Origin of the sequence: Micromonospora echinospora (genome assembly GCF_900091495.1) — a bacterium.
Taxonomy (GTDB): domain Bacteria; phylum Actinomycetota; class Actinomycetes; order Mycobacteriales; family Micromonosporaceae; genus Micromonospora; species Micromonospora echinospora.
In genome coordinates, this window is sequence record NZ_LT607413.1 from 3,487,874 (window position 1) to 3,506,663 (window position 18,790).

The 18,790-nt window shown below is 72.6% G+C and carries 9 protein-coding genes and 1 tRNA gene (1 of these 10 only partly in view); 5 read left to right on the forward strand and 5 right to left on the reverse strand.

The window, feature by feature from the left end; translation table 11 throughout:
• Positions 1-7,739, forward strand: the 3' portion of a protein-coding gene (locus tag GA0070618_RS15935) for a toxin glutamine deamidase domain-containing protein (RefSeq protein ID WP_157748946.1). Its footprint begins 36,604 nt before the window's first position; 7,739 of the gene's 44,343 nt are visible here — the last part of the coding sequence; its start codon lies beyond the left edge, outside the window; its stop codon occupies positions 7,737-7,739.
• Between the two features lie 54 nt (positions 7,740-7,793).
• On the opposite strand, the gene GA0070618_RS15940 is transcribed toward GA0070618_RS15935, so the two are convergent.
• The 5 genes from GA0070618_RS15940 to GA0070618_RS15960 all read right to left on the reverse strand — a co-directional run bounded on the left by GA0070618_RS15940 (position 7,794) and on the right by GA0070618_RS15960 (position 12,953).
• The gene (locus GA0070618_RS15940) at positions 7,794-9,944 is read right to left on the reverse strand and encodes an Hsp70 family protein (protein WP_170107912.1); all 2,151 of its coding nucleotides are present in this window, start codon (positions 9,942-9,944) and stop codon (positions 7,794-7,796) included.
• Between the two features lie 289 nt (positions 9,945-10,233).
• A tRNA-Arg gene (locus GA0070618_RS15945) sits at positions 10,234-10,305 on the reverse strand.
• A 231-nt stretch (positions 10,306-10,536) separates the two neighbouring features.
• Entirely contained in the window at positions 10,537-11,256 is a 720-nt protein-coding gene (locus GA0070618_RS15950) for a winged helix-turn-helix domain-containing protein (RefSeq protein ID WP_088982342.1), read from the reverse strand.
• A 211-nt stretch (positions 11,257-11,467) separates the two neighbouring features.
• Positions 11,468-12,133 carry a DUF305 domain-containing protein gene (locus GA0070618_RS15955; protein WP_088982343.1) on the reverse strand — a complete coding sequence of 222 codons (666 nt, stop codon included), beginning with the start codon at positions 12,131-12,133 and terminating at the stop codon, positions 11,468-11,470.
• A gap of 4 nt (positions 12,134-12,137) precedes the next feature.
• Positions 12,138-12,953 carry a DUF3105 domain-containing protein gene (locus GA0070618_RS15960; protein WP_088982344.1) on the reverse strand — a complete coding sequence of 272 codons (816 nt, stop codon included), beginning with the start codon at positions 12,951-12,953 and terminating at the stop codon, positions 12,138-12,140.
• 98 nt (positions 12,954-13,051) lie between these two features.
• Between GA0070618_RS15960 and argS the strand changes: the two genes are divergently transcribed.
• From argS to thrC, 4 genes are all read left to right on the forward strand, one after another.
• Positions 13,052-14,716 (forward strand): arginine--tRNA ligase, encoded by a 1,665-nt coding sequence (argS, locus tag GA0070618_RS15965; RefSeq protein ID WP_088982345.1) that lies wholly within the window; start codon positions 13,052-13,054, stop codon positions 14,714-14,716.
• 40 nt (positions 14,717-14,756) lie between these two features.
• Complete coding sequence (gene lysA, locus GA0070618_RS15970) at positions 14,757-16,142, forward strand: diaminopimelate decarboxylase (protein WP_088982346.1); 1,386 nt, start codon at positions 14,757-14,759, stop codon at positions 16,140-16,142.
• 8 nt (positions 16,143-16,150) lie between these two features.
• On the forward strand, positions 16,151-17,464 hold the full coding sequence (locus GA0070618_RS15975) for a homoserine dehydrogenase (RefSeq protein ID WP_172900390.1): 1,314 nt from the start codon (positions 16,151-16,153) through the stop codon (positions 17,462-17,464).
• 225 nt (positions 17,465-17,689) lie between these two features.
• A complete protein-coding gene (gene thrC / locus GA0070618_RS15980; RefSeq protein ID WP_088982348.1) occupies positions 17,690-18,739 on the forward strand; it encodes a threonine synthase in 1,050 nt (349 codons plus the stop codon).
• Positions 18,740-18,790: the final 51 nt, after the last annotated feature.

Below are 18,790 nucleotides of genomic sequence, written 5' to 3' on the forward strand. Positions count from 1 at the left end.
TCGTCGACGCGCTGCAACGCAGATTGGACCTGGCGGAGGCACTCTCCATCGTCGAGAAGTCGGGAACCGGGGCGGCCGGGTCTGACGCGGTGGCGTGGCAGTCCGCTCGCGCCGCCATGGCGAAGTTGATGGATCTGCCGCGGGCGAGCGACATGTGGCATTTCAAGATGTTCAGCCAGCGCCCCGGCGAGACCTTCCACGAGCAGATGGCGGTGCTCTACGACGCCGGCGTGCCGGTCGCGCAATCCAACCCACTCACCACAGTCGTCGTCGGCGGCTCCACCGTTCCCGAGCCGATGCGGATCAGCTTCGATCCAGGGTCCAAGACTCCGGGACCGGTCGAACTCAACAAGCTGCGCTCGGTCTCGCGGCAGACCAGCAAGCTCGCCGTATGGCGGCACGACAACGGCCTTCCCATGCCCACTATCGGTGTCACCGGATACGGCAACGGCACCCGCCTGTGGCCCGGTAGCGCGGTGGCCACCGGGTGGGAACGGGCAAACAGCGTCAGCGACGTCCTCAGTCGGCACGTGGCCCAGGACCTGACCACGCTGCTCGATGGCGGGCAGGACGTGACGGCGGCCGACATCGTGTTCACCTCGGACTCTCAAGGTCGTGACCTGGGCGACACCGTCGCTGACCGGGTCACGGCGGCCGACGACCTCCGCCGGGCCGACGTCGTCGTCCATGTCCCGTCCCCGCATCCGGCGTCCGCCGGGTTGGCCGGCCGGGCGACGGGAGACGAGTTGCTGCCGGGTGGGTTGTCGCAGGCCGAGGCGTTGAGTCGGTTCCCGTGGCTGCGCGGGGTGAATCCGTACCGTGGTGGGGACTTCGAGACGAACTGCGTCTTGGCGGCGATCGGCACCGACCTGTCGTTGGCTGATGGGGTCGGGCACCAGGTGCCGCCGGAGAAGGCCAGCCCGGTGGCATGGCTGGAGCGGTACGCGGGCCGACCGCTGGTGGAGGCGGCCGGCTACGCGGCGGTGGTGGATGTGATGGAAGCCGCGGCGCCGGGGGCCCGTGGTGTGATGGTGGTGACGGGTGAGGGTGACCGGATCTCACACCCGGTCAACGTGGTGCGGACCGACGACGGGAAGGTGGTGTTCCTCGACGGTCAGGAGGGTGGGCTGGCCCGGGGGCCCGCCCGACCGGGCCGGGTGCGGTTCGTGGCGACGACGGATGGGGTAGGTGTGCCGCGGGCGTCCTCGACGGCGGGGGACGACGCGACCGCGACGGTTCCGGCCGGGGAGGATCTGGCCGGTGCCGGCGGGGGCAGCGCCCCAGCGCCTTCCACGGCGGCCGGCGTCGTCGAGGATGGCGACGTGGCGGCGACGCCGGCCGGCAGCACGCCGGAGGTCGAGCGGCTGAACCGGGAACTGGCCGGCATCCGGGACAGGACCGCTGCCGTCGAGGCCGACCTCGCCGCAGCCCGGAGCGAGCTGTCGTCGGCGCGGGAGGCCGTGGCGCGTCAGGTCGAGGCCCGCCCGGCCGTGCCACCGGTGCCCGAGACGCAGACCCCGCCCCACGCTGATGAGACGTCGGCCAGCGGCGCTGCGGCCCAGGCGGTGGAGCGTGCGGCGTGGGAACGGCTCACCAGGGCCCAGGACCGGGTGGCCGAGCTGGAACGGCAGCGCGGGACAACGCAGAAGCTGCTGGAACGGGCGGTGCGGGCGGCGGACCGGACGCGGCAGGCGCTGGAGCAGGACGCCGCCAGCCGGGAGGCGGCCTGGCGGACGGCGGCACAGCAGTGGACGGACGGCCTCCAGGCGTTGCAGGTCGGCCAGGCAGCGGCGGCGGACCGGGCAGCGGAGCGGAGCCGGCAGCGGAACGCGGCCCAGGTGGCTGCCGAGCAGCGCGCGGACCAGTGGGCCGGTGAGCGGGAGGTGGCCCGGCAGGAGGCGGCCACCCGGGCGGCGCAGCGTCTGGTGGCGGGCCAGGAGGCACGCGAGCGGGCGGCGGCACGCGAGCAGGCCCGGCGGGACGAGCAGGCCCGGTGGGACACGTGGCAGGGCGTACAGCGGGCGCTGGCGGCCCGGAAGGCGGTCCGCGATGCCGCGCAGGCGGAGGCCGACCGGCAGGAGCAACGACGCCAGGAGCAGGAGGCGCGGGCTGCGGAGGAGGAGACGCAGCGACAGCTGGCGGACCAGGACCCCGGGCAGCAGCACCTGGCGGCGGAGCGTGCGCAGCAACGGCAGGTCGCCGCTGCGGCAGCGCAGTGGCGCGCACGGGAGCGTGAACTGGCCGAGGCCGCAGCGAGGACCTGGCAGGACCAGCAGCGCGCCGACGACGAGTTGGCCGAGCAGGCGCAGCGGCAGTGGGCGGAGGGCCGGCGGGAGGCCGAACTGGCGGAGGCCGAACGGGTCCGGGTGGACGAAGACGCGCGGCGGCAGGAGGAGGACCGGCGGCAGGCCGACCTGCGTGCGGTCGAGGCGGAACGCGAACGCGTCCAGGCGGAGCGGGAGCACGCCGACGACGCGCAGCGCCAGGCGGAGACGTGGCGTCAGGCCGAGCTGAGGGACGCGGTCGACGCGGCGGCGCGTACGGCGGAACGCACCCGGTTGCAGCAGAACGTCGACCGCCACCGGGGGCAGGTCGACCGGGCCAGGAACGCGGCGTCCGCCGCGCGTACGGCCTGGGAGCGTGCGGTCGAGGAGCGGGATCGGGCCGACGCCGCTCGGACCGGGGCCACGGGGACGACCAGGGACGTCGAGCCGGCGACGCCGTGGTACTTCGCCGCCGGTGCCCTCGGTGAGCTGAGCGTCTCGGCGGTGCGGCACCTGACGCCGCAGCAGGTGACGGAGACCGTCGCGCAGTTGATGGACGACCTGCCGTCAGGGTGGCCGACCGGGGCCGCCGACGACATCGAGTTGGGCGCGACCGACTGGCTGGACCTGGGCACCGCAGCCATCCACGCACGGGTGTCGGCGGCGCTGCACAGGCTGCTGACGGCACCGGATCCGGCGGACTCCCGTGCCGTCGAGGAACACCGGGAGCGCTGGGAGCAGGTGCTGTTCTCCGGGGAGACCTTCAGCGCCGGCGGGCGACTGGTGTGGATCCGTCCCGTGCCGTACGGTCCGCGACCGTCGCCCGCAGGGGATGCCGGAGGCACGCGGGTGTACGGAGTTTCGTTCGGCTCGACCAAGGTCGGCGACGGCACGTCCGTGTCCAGCGGACGGAAGACCGACGGTGGGCTGGAGGAGACCTTCGACATCTCGACCGGGCACGCGTCCAGGTTGATCGCGAACCTCCCGTCCGTGTCGATCAAGAGCGAGCGCGAGCACGCGATGTCCCGGGAGACCCGGGTCATCTGGGGCCGGAAGATGTACGTGACCCAGTCGACGTCGTTCACCAGCGGAGTGTCCTTCCAGGTCTTCGTGAACGGCGTCGAGTGGGGACGGGCGTCGGTGCCGGCCGAGACCGGCCTCCTCGACATCTCCCTGCCCACCCTGTACGCCGACGGCAGCGCCGCGCCGAACCCGGCGGCCCCGCTCGCGCCGTCGCCACCCGAGCCACCGACACGGTCGACGTCGCAGGCCCGGGACGTGCTCAACGCGATCGACCTGACCCCACTCGTGACCGGCTGGCACCAGGCACTGACGGCTGCCCTGCCGGCCGACACCGCGGCGGGCGTCGCCGCGAAGGTCACCCGCCAACTACTCAACGAACGCACGACGCGCAACCGTAGTCGCTGGGTGCTGTCGAACGGGGACATGACGGACACGATCGACGAGCGGCTCACGGTCCGCAGGTTCCGCGGCTACGTCGACACGAAGGCGGTCCTGCGGGAGTTGCAGCTGGTGGGGGTCACCGAGGGCGTTACGGTACGGGACGACCTCGGGGTGATCGCGACCTCCGGCGAGGAGGTGTCGGACACGAGCGGCGCCGGCCTCGACGTGGACGCGGTGCTCCTCGGACTGACCCACGCGGCGGCCGACCCGGGTGGCCGGGAGGAGGCCGCCGACAAGACGGCCGGTGGCTTCTCGTTCGGCTTGGGCGGCGAGTCCGAACGCGAGTCCGCGCTGGAGGTGGGCGGCAAGGCACTGAACCACACGGTGCTGAACCGTAGGGAGGACCAGGCGCGTTACCGGGTGGTGTTCGACCTGACGGTGACCACGCACGGCGATGCTCCGGTGGCGCCGGTGACCCGGCGGGTGGTGGCGGAGCTGGGCGTGCCGGTGAGCGAGGCGCAGCAGTTCGAGCGCAGCGTCTTCGGGACGGTCTTCACCCCGGAGTTCGGTGGGCCGGGCACGGGGCGGCCACGGGCGCTGATCACGCCGGCCGCCGCGATCCCCGCACCGGCTCCGACCCCGGCGGACGAGATCGCCGTCCGGTTGTCGCCGCCGGTGCTCTGGGCGCCGCAGGCGCGGCAGCCCTACGTGCCGCCCGCCGGCCCGGCGCCTCGCGAGCCGCTGGCGCTGGCGATGAGGCGCGGCCAGGGGCTGGGGATCGCGGCGAACATGCCCGGGTCGGAACAGGTCGCCGACCTGGTGGAGTCGGTGCTGCGACAGAAGTCGGGGCGCGCCGACATCGGCGCCGTGGTGCGCCGCACCGTCCTGGCGAAGGTGGGCCGGGCCGCGATGGAGGCCGATCCGACGCGGACGCAGGCCGGGAAGAAGTTCACCGTGCGGGTCGGCGGCGAGCGGTACCAGATCCTGGTGACCGAGCACCGGCGGGAACTGCTGGACAGTCCGGAATACCCGATGACGGTCAACGCCCGTGCGTTGACCGGAGCCACCACGTCGGCTTCCCGGTCGACCGAGGGCAGCGTCAGCGGCCGGTTGGGCGGTCGGGTGTCCAAGCCGGTGGGCACCGTCGAGCAGTCCGACCGGAACGGGCAGACGCCGGAGAGCGGGACGGAACTCCAGGGGAGGGTGTTCTTCCCACGACTCGGCGTGACGGCGGAGCACACCCGGTCGAAGGAGCACGAGCTCAGCCAGGTGGTGCAGGAGTACCGCCGGACCGAGACCCTCGGAGACGTCGTCGACCATCGCTACCGTACGGCGTTCGAGGTGGTGATCCGCGCGCAGACGGAGAGCGGCTGGGGACCCCGCGAGACCTGGCTGGTCGGCGCCGGACACGGCGCCGAGGTGGCGACCCACATCGCGGTGCCGGTCGAGCACGTGCCGCGTGATCCGCGCACCGGCGAGGAGCGGACCGTCACGACGGCGCAGCTCGACGCCGCGGGCGTGACCCGCACGAGCCCGCGACCCGACTCCGCGTGGGCACCGGCCGCCCGGCCGCCGTACCTGCCGTTGGACGTCCAGGGCAGCGCCGGCATGTACGCGGCCTTCCGGTACGTGCCCGAGCTGCCCGCCACTGCGGCGCGGCTGTACCAGCAGGTGAACGACCTGCCCGACGAGTGGTTCGACGAGCCGATGAACTGGCCCGACGAGATCTTCGACCTCGGCGCCGGCTCGGAACTGGCCGCCGGGTTCCCGGAGGCGGTCGAGGAGCACGGGTGGGAGCTGCGACTGCCCGCCCACGACGGGTACCAGCAGACCGTCCGGATCCGGGAGCGGTTCTTCGCGGCGGGCCTGACGTACCAGTACAGCAGCGACGGCATCGACAGCGCGGGCGGTGTCGAACTCGAGCAGTACCGGCAGTCGGCGATCAGCCATGCCGCCGGGACGAGCAACGAGCTCAGCCTCGGCGGCAAGGCCGGCGTCGGGGGCCAGTACCTCAACCACGGGACCGCCGCGAAGAAGAGCGGCGCGGACAGCGGCAGCCCGGACAGCGACGGCCCGGACCGGGGCGGCTCGGACAAGGCCCACGAGCGCGGCCGGGTCGGGGGCGGCCTGTACGTCGAGGGCGGGGTGTCGTTCGGCGGCTCGGACGGTAGGGACTACGGCGCCATCGACATCACCCGGGCCACCTACAACGACGTCGTCCACGCCTATCACGGCCGGGTGGTCTTCGAGGTCACCGCTCTGCGTACCCGGGGCGGCGAGACCACGGCCACCGAACCCGTCTACCTGGACGCCGACGACGCGGTGGATCTCCTGTTGACCGATCGTGCGGCCGAGGATCTGGGGCTGTACCGTCCCCGGCCGCAGGTGGCCGGCCCGGCGCCGTCGCGGGAGATCATCGATCCTGAGCTGTTGCCCGCCGTGGGGCACCCCGAGCGGCTGCGGGCCAACGCGGTGCTGGACACGATCCTGCAACGGCTGCGGCAGCGTGGCCTGTTCGCCTCCGGCGAGGGTATTCCCGACCACCTGCGACGCGCGCTGGTGAAGCGGTTCTCCTCCCGCCACCTGGAGACGCAGTACCTTCCCCTGTCCGGGCAGGGCGTGTACGGCTGGTTCCCGGTGCCCACGCCCTACCACACCACGCAGTACCTGTGGGTGCGGGTCAGCGCCACCCCGTCGGCCGCGCAGTCGAGCGACCGCCCCCGCGAGCAGGTCAGCCTCACCCTGCGGGGGGAGACGCACGACGCCCAGTCCAACACGGCAAGCTACGGAGCGTCGTGGGGCGGACTCGCCAACCTCTCCGGCCGGGGCGCGTTGAACGACGAGGGCAGCGTCCTCGGCGGGCACGGTGACTACGGGCAGGAGAGCGCGAAGTCCAGTGAACGCGGCACGCAGTCCGAGTCCAAGGACATCTTCCGGACCGGACCCAAGAAGTCGCACGAGGTCGAGTACCCGTTGGACTTCACCATCGACATGACGCTGACCACGGAGATGCCCCAGGCGGTCACGTACGTGCTCGACTCGGTGCGCAACGTGCTGTTCGGGGGCGCCTGGCTCGCCGGCCTCTGGCAGCCGAACCTGGAACGGTCGGTCCGCGACCTCTGGGACAACCTGCCCGGGATCGGCTGGCAGGAGCAGATCCAGGTCGCCGGGGACGTCCGGCTCGTCGTGCCGCGATACCTGACCCGGCCGACGGCCGAACAGCCGGGCAGTTGGCAGGGGCCAGCCCCGGCCCCGGCCCCGGTCTCAGCCCCGACCGCGACCCCGACCCCAACCCCGCCCCCGACCCCGCCCCCGGCCCCGGCTGGCCGGCCGGTACCCCGGTGGGCGGAGCCCAGCGCCACCCGGCCCCGGTTGAACGACGACCTCGTCGGTGACCGCAACGTCCATCCGTGGCGGCTGCACCGGGTGGCCCGGGAGTTCGAACGCTGGGCGGCGCTGACCACCCAGCCGCCACGGCTGCGGCAGGGCCTGGACCTGGGTGCCGACGGCGCCTGGCGGGTGCCGGGCGTGCCCGGGGGAAGCGACTTCGACCGCCTGATGGCGCACCACGCGTCCGAGATGATGCTGCGGTCGCGCCTCGAGCCGCTGCTCGAACACCGCTACCAGGTTCCGGGCACCGACGTCACTCTCGGGCTGGACCTCCGGCGGGCGGAGTTCTACGTCGACAAGGACGGCCGGCCGCTCGCCTTCGAGCAGAAGGCCCGGCGGTACCAGCAGAACGAGGCGGGCCCGATCAACAAGGGTGACTCCTCCTCGGGCTGGGAGTTCTCGTTCGGTCCGCAGGTCGGCGAGCGTACCGGCGGCATCAAGAAGCTCGGCTGGAACGGGGACGGCTACGGCGTCGGTCGCGAGGACGGCGAAGCCCACGCGGCCGAGATGAGCGAGGTCAACGAGCGCAACGTGGAGGCGAAGCGGGCGTTCCACCAGTACCGCTACGACGTCACGGCGGTCATCTACGGTCCGTACGGGACCCTGCTCGTCGACGTGGAGCGGGGCCTCTACGTCATGCGCGAGCAGGCGCCGACGGCTCCGGTGACCACCGCCGCGTAGACGACCGAGTGCTCCGGCTCATGGCCCTGCGGTCACCTCGTCACGGGATCACCGTCAGCGAGCGGTCACGACCGTGATGTAGCCGGTCGAGTACACGCTCGTCGCGCTGTTCGGTCCGAGCGTGACGGGTCCTGCCGGCACCTGCTTGGCGAACACGACGAAACCGGGCTGGGCCGTGTCGGTGGTCTTGATGGTCATGCTGGTACGGGCGAAGCCCTGCTGGTTCAACCACGCCGGCCACCAGTTGTCCACATTCGGTGCTCCACGACTATCCACGGCGACGTACACGGTGGCGTTGCGCGCGACATCGAAAGTCAGGTAGTCCGCCGGCGAAGTCATCCGCTTGTCGTCGCTGGAGCCGGGGATCAGCACTCCTCCGTCGAGCGGCCCCGGAATGCTCGAGATCTTGACTGTCCGGTCGACGAAGTGCTTGGCACCGACCTCTGCCGGGCGAACCTTGGACAGCTTCGACGGCTTGCCCACCCGGACGTCCGTGAGTGCGAGCACCGTCTGGGTGGGCCGCTTGCTCGGGGTGGCGGACCTGGCGGGCGGGCTGGACGGCCGTGGGGTGCTGCTCGGGGTGGTGGTGGCCCTCGGGGTCGAGTTCGGCGTCGGTGCCGGCGGCGGGCTGCTCGGAACGGTGGCGATCGACGTCGCGCTGGGTGATCTCGGCGGGTCGGTCGGGGTGTCGGTCCCGAACACGAGCACCGCGCCCACCAGGCTGAAGACCGCGACCAGCGCGACGACGACGCGCGTGATCGCGAGTCGTGACCACCGTCGCCACGGCGGGGGCGGCACGTCCGCCGGGGGTTTGGGCCCGGGGGGACCGCTGACCGGGCTGACCGGTGTGACCGGCGTGACCGACTTGGCTGGCGGGGCTGGCGGCTGCGCCCGGTGCTTCGCGCTACGCCTGCCCTTGGACGTCAGCACGGCCGTGGCTGCGGCTGCGAATGCAGCCGCGGTTCTGGGTGCTGCGGCTGCGGGCGCGTCGCTGTCACGGCCGACTGTCGCGGGTGGAGCCTCGGTCCGGGCCGGCGCCGCGACGGCCAGCGCGGCCGGCGGCGCGGCGGGCTCGGGCCGCCGGGGTGCCGGGATGGCCCGTGCCGCCGGGCGGGGAGCGGCGCTGAGCATCGCGGCGCCCAGCGCGACCGCGTGCTTCGGATGGGTATTGATCATGATCGGTCGCCGCAGGGTGTCCCGCAGCATCCGGTTGACCAGGGGGATCTGGGACGATCCGCCGACCAGGAGCACGGCGGTGAGGTCCTGCAGGGTGATGCCGGCGGCGGTCAGGGTCCGCCGGAACGTCTCGATGGTGGTCTCCACGGGCGGCGTGATCATCTGCTCGAACGCTTCCCGCGTCACGGTCACGTGCCGGACCGACTCGGGCAGCGGCACCCGGATCTCGGCCTTCTCGTGGCTGGACAGGGCCTCCTTCGCGAGCATGCAGTTGCGCTGGAGAGTGGCCAGGATGGACGTGGTGCCGGGATCGGCCGGGTCCAGCGCGGTGACCGCTCCGTCCAGTTGACGGTCGACGTGGTCCACAAGCGCCTGGTCGAAGTCGGCGCCGCCGAGCCATTCGATGCCCTCGGGGGTACCGACGATCTCCAGTCCGTCTCGGCCGTTACGGACCACCGCACTGTCGAATGTGCCTCCACCCAGGTCGTAGACCGCCAGCAGGCCGTCCGGGGGCAGTGGCTGGGTGGAGCAGTAGTAGGTGGCAGCGGCGACCGGTTCCGTGGTGGTGACGACGGTCGGGCCGTTCGACCCGGCTGCGGTGCCCGGCTCGTCGTCCGGGCGGGACAGACCGGCCAGGTGCGGGATGGCGGCGAACTGTTCGCGCCGGTACGGGCCCCACACCGCCGGGTGGGTCAGCACGATCCGCTCGGGCGGGCCGCCCTGGGCCTGGCTGACGGTGTCCACCACGGAACGGAGCAGACCGGCCATCAGAGCGGTGGGGGAGTACGGCGCCCCGTCCAGGATCACCGGGGTGGGGTCACCGAGGCGGCGCTTGAACTCCCGCGTCGTCCGGCCGGGGTCCTGGAGACCGAGGCGGTCGGCCGCCTCACCGGTCAGCAGCGTGCCCTTCTCGTCGAGGAAGGCGACGGACGGGGTGACGAGTGCCTGCCCGGCCAGCGGCACCATGTTCACGGTCCCGGCGGAGGCGACGGCAGCGGCGGTAAAGCTGGTGCCCAGGTCGATACCCACGCTGTACATACTCAGGGTCCCCCTCGCCGAGCCCGCTACCACGCACACGTCATAGTCGGCCGCAACAGCGCCACCACGATACGTCGCTGTCTCTGGGGATCACAAGATCGTCGGCCCGACAGCCGTTGCCGCTGGCGACGACGCCCACCGCCGCCCACCGGATCCTGGTGCCCCGCGAACTGCAACGACCACGGACCGGTGGGGTTCGTGGTCGTTGCCGTCGCAGTTTATGCGGTGTTGCCATTGGCGACAACCAGCAGCTCTGGCGGCGTCGCGCAGTTGTGTGAGGTGCCCCCGGCAGGATTCGAACCTGCGCCCCCGCCTCCGGAGGGCGGTGCTCTATCCCCTGAGCTACGGGGGCTCAGCGACCGGGAAAGAGTAGCAAACGCTCCCGGGAACCGCCGAATCGGTATCGGACGATCCGTCCGCTGGCCGGTGTGTCGGCACGTCGTACCTGGTGAAACGCGGTGTCCGGGCGGCCTGCGCCAGCCCGCCGTCGGCGGCGTCGAGGGGCGGGTCGGTCCGACGGAAGGCCGCGGCCTCCCGCCCCGGCGGAAGCTCGCAGTCTCCCGCCCCCGGCGGCGGGGGCGGGTCAGGCCGCTGGCCCGAGACGGCCGGACCGGGTGGCCGCGACGCGTCCACAGCTCGGCAGCGGGTGCAGCACGATCCGGCGGGGCAGTCGACGGGGCCACTCGTTCCTCGGCCAGGAGCCGTCCATGATCACGTGAACGGTCCGCTCCTCCGCGCCGCTGAGCCGGAGCACGAAGTCCCGGGGGAGCGGCGGGTCCACCGACGGTGTGGTGATCATGAAGCGGACCCGTCCCCGGGAGGAGACCGCGGAGACCACGTCCGCCGCCGGCATGGTGCCGCGCAGACGGACCCGGCCGAGCCAGTAGACCTCCGCCAGGTGCTCCTGGGCGGCCCGGGTGATCGCCGGGTACTCGGTGCGGACCCAGTGCTCCACCGCGCCGACGCAGAGCCCGCAGGCCCGTTCCCTCGGTTCCCGGGGGCCCAGCCCCCACGCCCGCAGGTACGCCCCGACCGCCCCGGTGTCCATGGACGGGTCGTACCGGCGTCGGATGAGGTCGGTGAGGCTCTGCCGTGTCCACAGCTCCTCGTCCAGGTCGAACTCGTCGGGGTGGACGCCCCGCAGGGCGTCGATCAGGTCGAGTTCCTGTTCGCGGCTGAGCGTTCCCGGCTCGCCCGCCCGCTGTCCGCGACGGACGGCTGCCACCGTCCCGTCACCGCCGATGGTGTGGCGTCGGCACCAACTGGTGACCGAGCGTCGTGCGTCTCTGAGTGCAACCCCCACGTCCTGCGCAACGACCCCGAATCACAACTGGTCACGATATGTGGGTAGAAAAACCTTGAACTAACCGAATCGGACAAAAGGTTCGCAGTTCGGGTGGTGTCGACGGGTGGGGCGGTGACCGGATGCCGGCCCCTGGGCGGTGCTCTCCCCTCCAACGACGATCGCCGCCCCGCCAGGCGGGACGGCGATCGTCGGAGCGTGGACGGGCGGCTCAGCCGCTCAGCCGCGCCAACGCGTTCTGCAGGTTGGTGAGGTCCTTCTGCTGGGTGTTCTTCATGGTGCGGGCGCTGCGCACGACGTCGGGTTCGTCGGAGACCTTCAGCACCGCGTCGATCATGTGCACCCCACCGATGTGGTGAGCCGTCATCAGCTCCAGGAAGAGGATGTCGAACTCCCGGCCCTGGGCGGCGCGGAGCCGGGCCATCTCCTCCGGGGTGGCCATGCCGGGCATCAGCCCGTTACGCACCATGTCGCCGCCGTCCGCGACCCAGGACATCTTGGGCTCGGAGCCGGTCGGATCGAGACCCCAGGACCGCAGCCAGGTCTGCATCGTGCCGATCTCGCCCTGCTGGCCGGTGGCGATGTCGCCGCCGATCTGGCGTACCTCGGGGTCGGTGCCCTGGTCGAACGCGATCAGACCCATCTCCACCGCCTGGGCGTGGTGGGTGGTCATGTCCCGCGCGAAACCGGCCTCCGCCGACGTGTCGCCGGGTCGGGTGATGCGGGGGGTGAGCAGGCCGCCGGTGTACCCGAGGAGGAGCCCGAGCACGACGGCGACGGCGAGTGCGACGGTGCCCCAGCGTCGCGCCGGGGCCGCGCCCGGTCCGCCGTCACCGGCGGCCGGGGCCGTGTTCTCCCTCGTGGTGGCGGTGGTCATCGGCTCAGCCCTGCGTCATCGGGTCGCCGAGGTCGCGCGGAGCGGTGCCGGTCGCGGTGATGCCCTGACCGCAGTTGGCGTTCGGGCCCTCGACCGAGGCGTTGATCCGCAGCGTCTTGATGAACTCGTCGATCCGGCTGTCGTCGGCGTTGTCGACCTTGAGCTGGTAGCCCCACGCCTGGAGAGAGATCGGCTTGTCCAGCCCCTGGAACGGGCTGAGCATGGTCTTCTCCTGGCCGCGCACCCGCTCGGCCAGCTTCTTGACCTGCTCGGCGGGCAGGTCGGGGCGGTAGGTGATCCAGATCGCGCCGTGCTCCAGGCTGTGCACCGCGTGCTCGTTGGAGATCGGCGCGTCGTAGACGTCACCCTGGCAGTTCTGCCAGGCGGCGTTGTGCGGCCCGGCGACCGGCGGGAGGACCGTGTACTGGATGGCGCCGGTCTGGTGGTTGCCGCCCTTGACCAGGTCCGGGTCGCTCTCCCGGAAGTTGCTGATGCCGTCGATGGCGGCGGCCCGCTCGTCCCACGGCTTGGCGCCGTTGAAGGCGGCCCAGCCGCCGTAGCCGATGATCGCGGCGGCCAGCACACCGACCGCGACGAAGAGCGCGATCGGACCCCACGAGCGCCCCTGGCTGACCTTCACCGGGGTGATCGGCTTCCGGGGACCCTTGCCACCCCCTGCTGGGCGGGCGGTGGCGGTCTTCCCGGCCGTTTTCGCGCCGGCCGTCTTCCCGCCGGACGCGGGCCTGCCGGCGGCCGGCTTCTTGCCGGTGCTGACCACGGACGGACGGCGCTGGTCGCCGCCCGGGGTGCTGATGCTCATGGTGCCTCGTCAGGTCGGTCGGTCAGGGGAAAGTGGCGGGCCGATGACGTTCAGGGTCGCCCACGAGTGACCGAGTCTACCCCCGATAACATGGATCGGTGACTCCCGCAGAACTCGCCGAGGTCGTCCTATCCGCTGCCCACGCCGTCTTCACCGACCGCGGGCTCGACCGCTCCGCTCTGCCCGAGCGGGCGGTGGTGGAGCGACCCCGTAACCCGGAGCACGGCGACTACGCCTCCACCCTGGCGCTCCAGCTCGCCAAGAAGGTCGGGCAGCCGCCGCGGGAGCTCGCCGCCGCCCTCGCCGAGCAGCTCGGCCGGGCCCCCGGGATCAAGTCGGTGGAGATCGCCGGTCCGGGCTTCCTGAACATCCGGCTCGACGCCGCCGCCGCCGGTGTGCTCGCCCGCTCGATCGTCCAGGCCGGTCCGGAGTACGGCCGCAGCGACCGGCTCGCCGGTGAGCGGATCAACCTGGAGTTCGTCTCGGCCAACCCGACCGGCCCGGTGCACATCGGCGGGGTCCGGTGGGCGGCGGTCGGTGACGCGCTGGCCCGGTTGCTGCGTGCCACCGGGGCCGACGTCGGCACCGAGTACTACTTCAACGACGCCGGCTCCCAGATCGACCGCTTCGCCCGGTCGCTGCTCGCTGCGGCGAAGGGCGAGCCGGCCCCGGAGGACGGCTACGGCGGGGCGTACATCGCCGAGATCGCCGCCGAGGTGCTCACCCGGCGGCCGGACGCGCTCGGCCTCGACGACGCGGCGGCCCAGGAGGTCTTCCGGGTCGAGGGCGTCGAGCTGATGTTCGCCGAGATCAAGTCGTCGCTGCGCGACTTCGGGGTCGAGTTCGACACCTACTTCAACGAGAAGTCGCTGCACGACCGGGGCGAGCTGGACCAGGCCCTGAACCGGCTGCGTGAGCAGGGTCACGTCTACGAGACCGAGGGTGCCGTCTGGTTGCGCACCACCGACTTCGGCGACGACAAGGACCGGGTGCTGCGCAAGTCCAACGGCGAGTGGACGTACTTCGCCGCCGACTGCGCGTACTACCTCGACAAGCGGGAGCGCGGCTTCGAGCGGGTCGTGATCATGCTCGGCGCCGACCACCACGGCTACATCGGGCGGATGAAGGCGATGTCCGCCTGCTTCGGCGACGACCCGGCCCGCAACCTGGAGATCCTCATCGGCCAGCTGGTCAACCTGGTCCGCGACGGCGCGCCGGTGCGGATGAGCAAGCGGGCCGGCACCGTGGTCACCCTGGAGGACCTGGTCGACGCGATCGGCGTGGACGCGGCCCGCTACGCGCTGGCCCGCTACTCCTCGGACTCGATGATCGACATCGACGTGGAGCTGTGGACCCGGGCCACCCGGGACAACCCGGTCTACTACGTGCAGTACGTCGCCGCCCGGACGGCCAGCGTCGGCCGCAACGCCGCCGAGGTGGGGCTCACCCGGGGCGACGCCGAGGCGTTCCGTCCCGAGCTGCTCGACCACGAGAAGGAGAACGAGCTGCTCAAGGCGCTCGCCGCCTTCCCCGCCGTGGTGGCCACCGCCGCCGAGCTGCGCGAGCCGCACCGGGTGGCCCGCTACCTGGAGGACCTGTCCGGGGCGTACCACCGGTTCTACGACAGCTGCCGGATCCTGCCGCGGGGTGACGAGGAGGTCACCGACCTGCACCGGGCCCGGCTCTGGCTCAACGACGCCACCCGCACGGTGATCGCCAACGGCCTGCACCTGCTCGGCGTCTCCGCCCCGGAGAGGATGTAACACCCATGCGAGCCCACTCGTCGCGAAGCGGGGACAGGTAGTGCGGGCCCACGAGGCCGGTGCGCTGCACGGCGACATCGGCAGCCGGGGGCCGGCGTGGCTGCGTACCCCGGTCGACGTCAACGCCCTGGTGCCGCAGCTCTGGCCGCGCAACGTGACGCGCGGCGCGGACGGCGCGCTGGCCGTCGCGGGCCTGGACGTCCGGACGGTCGCGGCCGAGTTCGGCACCCCGGTGTACGTCCTCGACGAGGACGACCTCCGGTCGCGCTGCCGCGACTTCCGCTCCGCCTTCGCCGACGAGGACGTCTACTACGCGGGCAAGGCGTTCCTCTGCCGGGCGGTGGTCCGGATGATCGCCGAGGAGGGCATGCACCTCGACGTCTGCACCGGCGGTGAGCTGGCGGTCGCGCTGGCCGCCGGCATGCCGCCGGAGCGGATCGGCTTCCACGGCAACAACAAGTCCGTGTCCGAGCTCACCCGGGCGCTGGACGCCGGGGTGGGCCGGATCATCCTCGACTCGTTCGACGAGATCGACCGGCTCACCGCCCTGGCCCGCGAGCGCGGGGTCCGGCCCCGGGTGCTGGTCCGGGTCACCGTCGGCGTGGAGGCGCACACCCACGAGTTCATCGCCACCGCCCACGAGGACCAGAAGTTCGGCTTCTCCCTCGCGGGCGGGGCCGCCGCCACGGCGGCCCTGCGGATCCTCGACGAGGACGTGCTGGAGCTGCGCGGCCTGCACTCGCACATCGGCTCGCAGATCTTCGACACCGACGGCTTCGAGGTCTCGGCCCGGCGGGTGCTCGGCCTCCAGGCGCAGATCCGCGACGCCCGGGGCGTGGAGCTGCCGGAGCTGGACCTCGGCGGCGGCTTCGGCATCGCGTACACCACCCAGGACGATCCGGCCGCGCCCCAGGAACTGGCCAAGCGGCTGCACCGGATCGTCGAGGCGGAGTGCCTGGTGCAGCGGCTGGCCGTGCCGCACCTGTCGATCGAGCCGGGCCGGGCGATCGTCGGCCCGGCGGTGTTCACGCTCTACGAGGTCGGCACGGTGAAGGACGTCGACGGGATCCGCACGTATGTCAGCGTCGACGGCGGGATGAGCGACAACATCCGGACCGCCCTCTACGACGCCTCGTACTCGGCGACGGTGGCCTCCCGGGCCTCGACCGCTCCACCGCTGCTCGCCCGCGTGGTGGGAAAGCATTGTGAGTCCGGGGACATCGTGGTGAAGGATGAATTCCTGCCCGCCGACGTGCAGCCCGGAGATCTTGTCGCGGTGCCCGGCACCGGTGCCTACTGCCGGAGCATGGCCAGCAACTACAACCACGTGCCCCGGCCGCCGGTCGTGGCCGTGCGTGACGGCCGGGCCCGGCTGATCGTCCGGCGGGAGACGGAAGCGGACCTGCTCGCATTGGATGTCGGATGACCTCACCCCTGCGCTTGGCGATACTCGGCTGCGGAACCGTCGGCAGCGAGGTGGTCCGGCTGCTGCACGAGCAGTCGGCCGACCTCGCGGCCCGGATCGGCGCGCCGCTGGAGATCGCCGGGATCGCCGTCCGCCGGCTCGGCCGGGACCGGGGCGACCTGCCGGTGGCTCCGGAACTCTTCACCACCGACGCGGTCGGCCTGGTCAAGTCCGAGGACGTCGACGTGGTGGTCGAGGTGGTCGGCGGCATCGAGCCGGCCCGGGGCTGGCTGGTCGACGCGTTGCGGGCCGGCAAGAGCGTGGTCACCGCCAACAAGGCGCTGCTCGCCGAGGACGGCGCGGCGCTGCACGACGCGGCGGCCGACGGCGGCGCGGACCTCTACTACGAGGCCGCCGTGGCCGGGGCCATCCCGCTGCTGCGCCCGCTGCGCGAGTCGCTGCACGGCGACCGGATCAACCGGGTCACCGGCATCGTCAACGGCACCACGAACTTCATCCTCTCCGCGATGGACGCCACCGGCGCCGGCTTCGCCGAGGCGTTGGAGGAGGCAACCGAACTCGGGTACGCCGAGGCCGACCCGACCGCCGACGTGGAGGGCTTCGACGCGGCGGCGAAGGCCGCGATCCTCGCCTCGTTGGCCTTCCACACCCGGGTCGGCGCGGCCGACGTGCACCGGGAGGGGATCACCGAGGTCACCGCCGCCGACGTGGCCAGCGCCAAGGCGATGGGCTGCACGATCAAGCTGCTCTGCATCGCGGCCCGGGGCGCCGACGCGACCGGCCGGGAGTCGGTCAGTGTCCGCGTGCACCCGGCGATGATCCCGCTCGGCCACCCGCTGGCCAGCGTCGGCGACGCGTACAACGCGGTCTTCGTCGAGGCGGAGGCGGCCGGGCCGCTGATGTTCTACGGCCGGGGAGCCGGCGGCGCGGCCACCGCGAGCGCCGTCCTCGGCGACGTGGTGGCGGTCTGCCGCAACCGGCTCGCCGGGGTGCGCGCGCCCAGCGAGTCCGCCTACGCCGACCTGGCGGTCCGGCCGATGGGGGAGGCGCTCACCCGGTACCACGTCAGCCTGGACGTGGCCGACAAGCCGGGTGTGCTGGCCGCCGTGGCCGGCGTCTTCGCCCGGCACGACGTGTCGATCGCCACGGTCCGGCAGGTGCCGGCCGGCGCCGAGCCCGCCGGCCGGGGCGCGGACGCGGTGCTGGTGATCGTGACGCACACCGCTCCGGACGCCGCGCTCGCCGCCACCGTCGAGGAGCTGCGCGGGCTGGACGCGGTCCGTTCGATCGCCAGCGTGCTGCGGGTCGAGGGCGGCGAGTGAACGACCAGCGCTCGGCGGACGTGACGGCGGTGTGGGTGGATGTGCCGTCGACGTCCGGGTCGCGCCGTCCGGGCCGGCGGTGGGCGGGCGGCCGGCGCCGGTAGGCGAGCCGGGCTCGGCCCGTCCCGTCAGGTGGTTATTCCCGGGTCCGCCCTCCCGCTGGCCGGGAGACTGGTCCAGGCTGGGCTGGTCCGGCGGGTCGACGCGGAACACGAGGAGAGCGATATGTGGCGGGGTCTGATCGAGGAGTACCGGGAACGACTGCCGGTCACCGACGCCACGCCCGTCGTCACCCTGCACGAGGGCAACACCCCGCTGCTGCCCGCGCCGGTGCTCTCCAGCCGGCTCGGCTGCGACGTCCACCTCAAGGTGGAGGGCGCCAACCCGACCGGCTCGTTCAAGGACCGGGGGATGACCCTCGCCGTCTCCAAGGCGATCGAGGCGGGCAACAAGGCGATCATCTGCGCCTCCACCGGCAACACCAGCGCCTCCGCCGCCGCGTACGCGGCCCGCGCCGGGCTGACCTGTGCGGTGCTGGTGCCGCAGGGCAAGATCGCCCTGGGCAAGCTGGCCCAGGCGCTGGTGCACGGCGCGAAGCTGCTCCAGGTGCAGGGCAACTTCGACGACTGCCTGTCGCTCGCCGCCAAGCTCGCCCAGGACTACCCGGTCGCGCTGGTCAACTCGGTCAACCCCGACCGGCTGCACGGGCAGAAGACCGCAGCCTTCGAGATCGTCGAGGCCCTCGGTGACGCCCCGGACATCCACTGCCTGCCGGTGGGCAACGCCGGCAACATCTCCGCCTACTGGATGGGCTACTCCGAGGAACTGGCCGCCGGCACCACCACCCGCGCCCCGAGGATGTACGGCTTCCAGGCCGCCGGCGCGGCCCCGATCGTCACCGGGCAGGTGGTGCACGAGCCGTCCACCATCGCCACCGCGATCCGGATCGGCAACCCGGCGAGCTGGACGAAGGCGGTCGACGCCCGGGACGACTCGGGCGGGCTGATCGCCGCGGTCTCCGACCGGGAGATCCTCAGCGCGTACCGGCTGCTCGCCCGGGAGGTCGGGGTCTTCGTCGAGCTGGGCAGCGCGGCCAGCGTGGCGGGGCTGCTCCAGCAGGCGGCGGCGGGCCGCGTGCCGGCCGGCTCCAGGGTCGTCTGCACCGTCACCGGGCACGGCCTGAAGGACCCGGAGTGGGCGATCTCCACCGCACCCGCCCCGATCACCATCGCCAACGACCCGCTCGCCGCGGCCCGCTCCCTCGACCTGGTCTGACCGTCCTCCACCCCGGGGCGGGAATTCGTCGACCCGGGGTGGAGATCCGGT

Bases quoted from the DNA above. Each gene is read 5' to 3' on its own strand.
- GA0070618_RS15955 (WP_088982343.1), bottom strand. From the start codon at position 12,133: ATGACCACCGCCACCACGAGGGAGAACACGGCCCCGGCCGCCGGTGAC.
- GA0070618_RS15960 (WP_088982344.1), bottom strand. From the start codon at position 12,953: ATGAGCATCAGCACCCCGGGCGGCGACCAGCGCCGTCCGTCCGTGGTC.
- thrC (WP_088982348.1), top strand. From the start codon at position 17,690: ATGTGGCGGGGTCTGATCGAGGAGTACCGGGAACGACTGCCGGTCACC.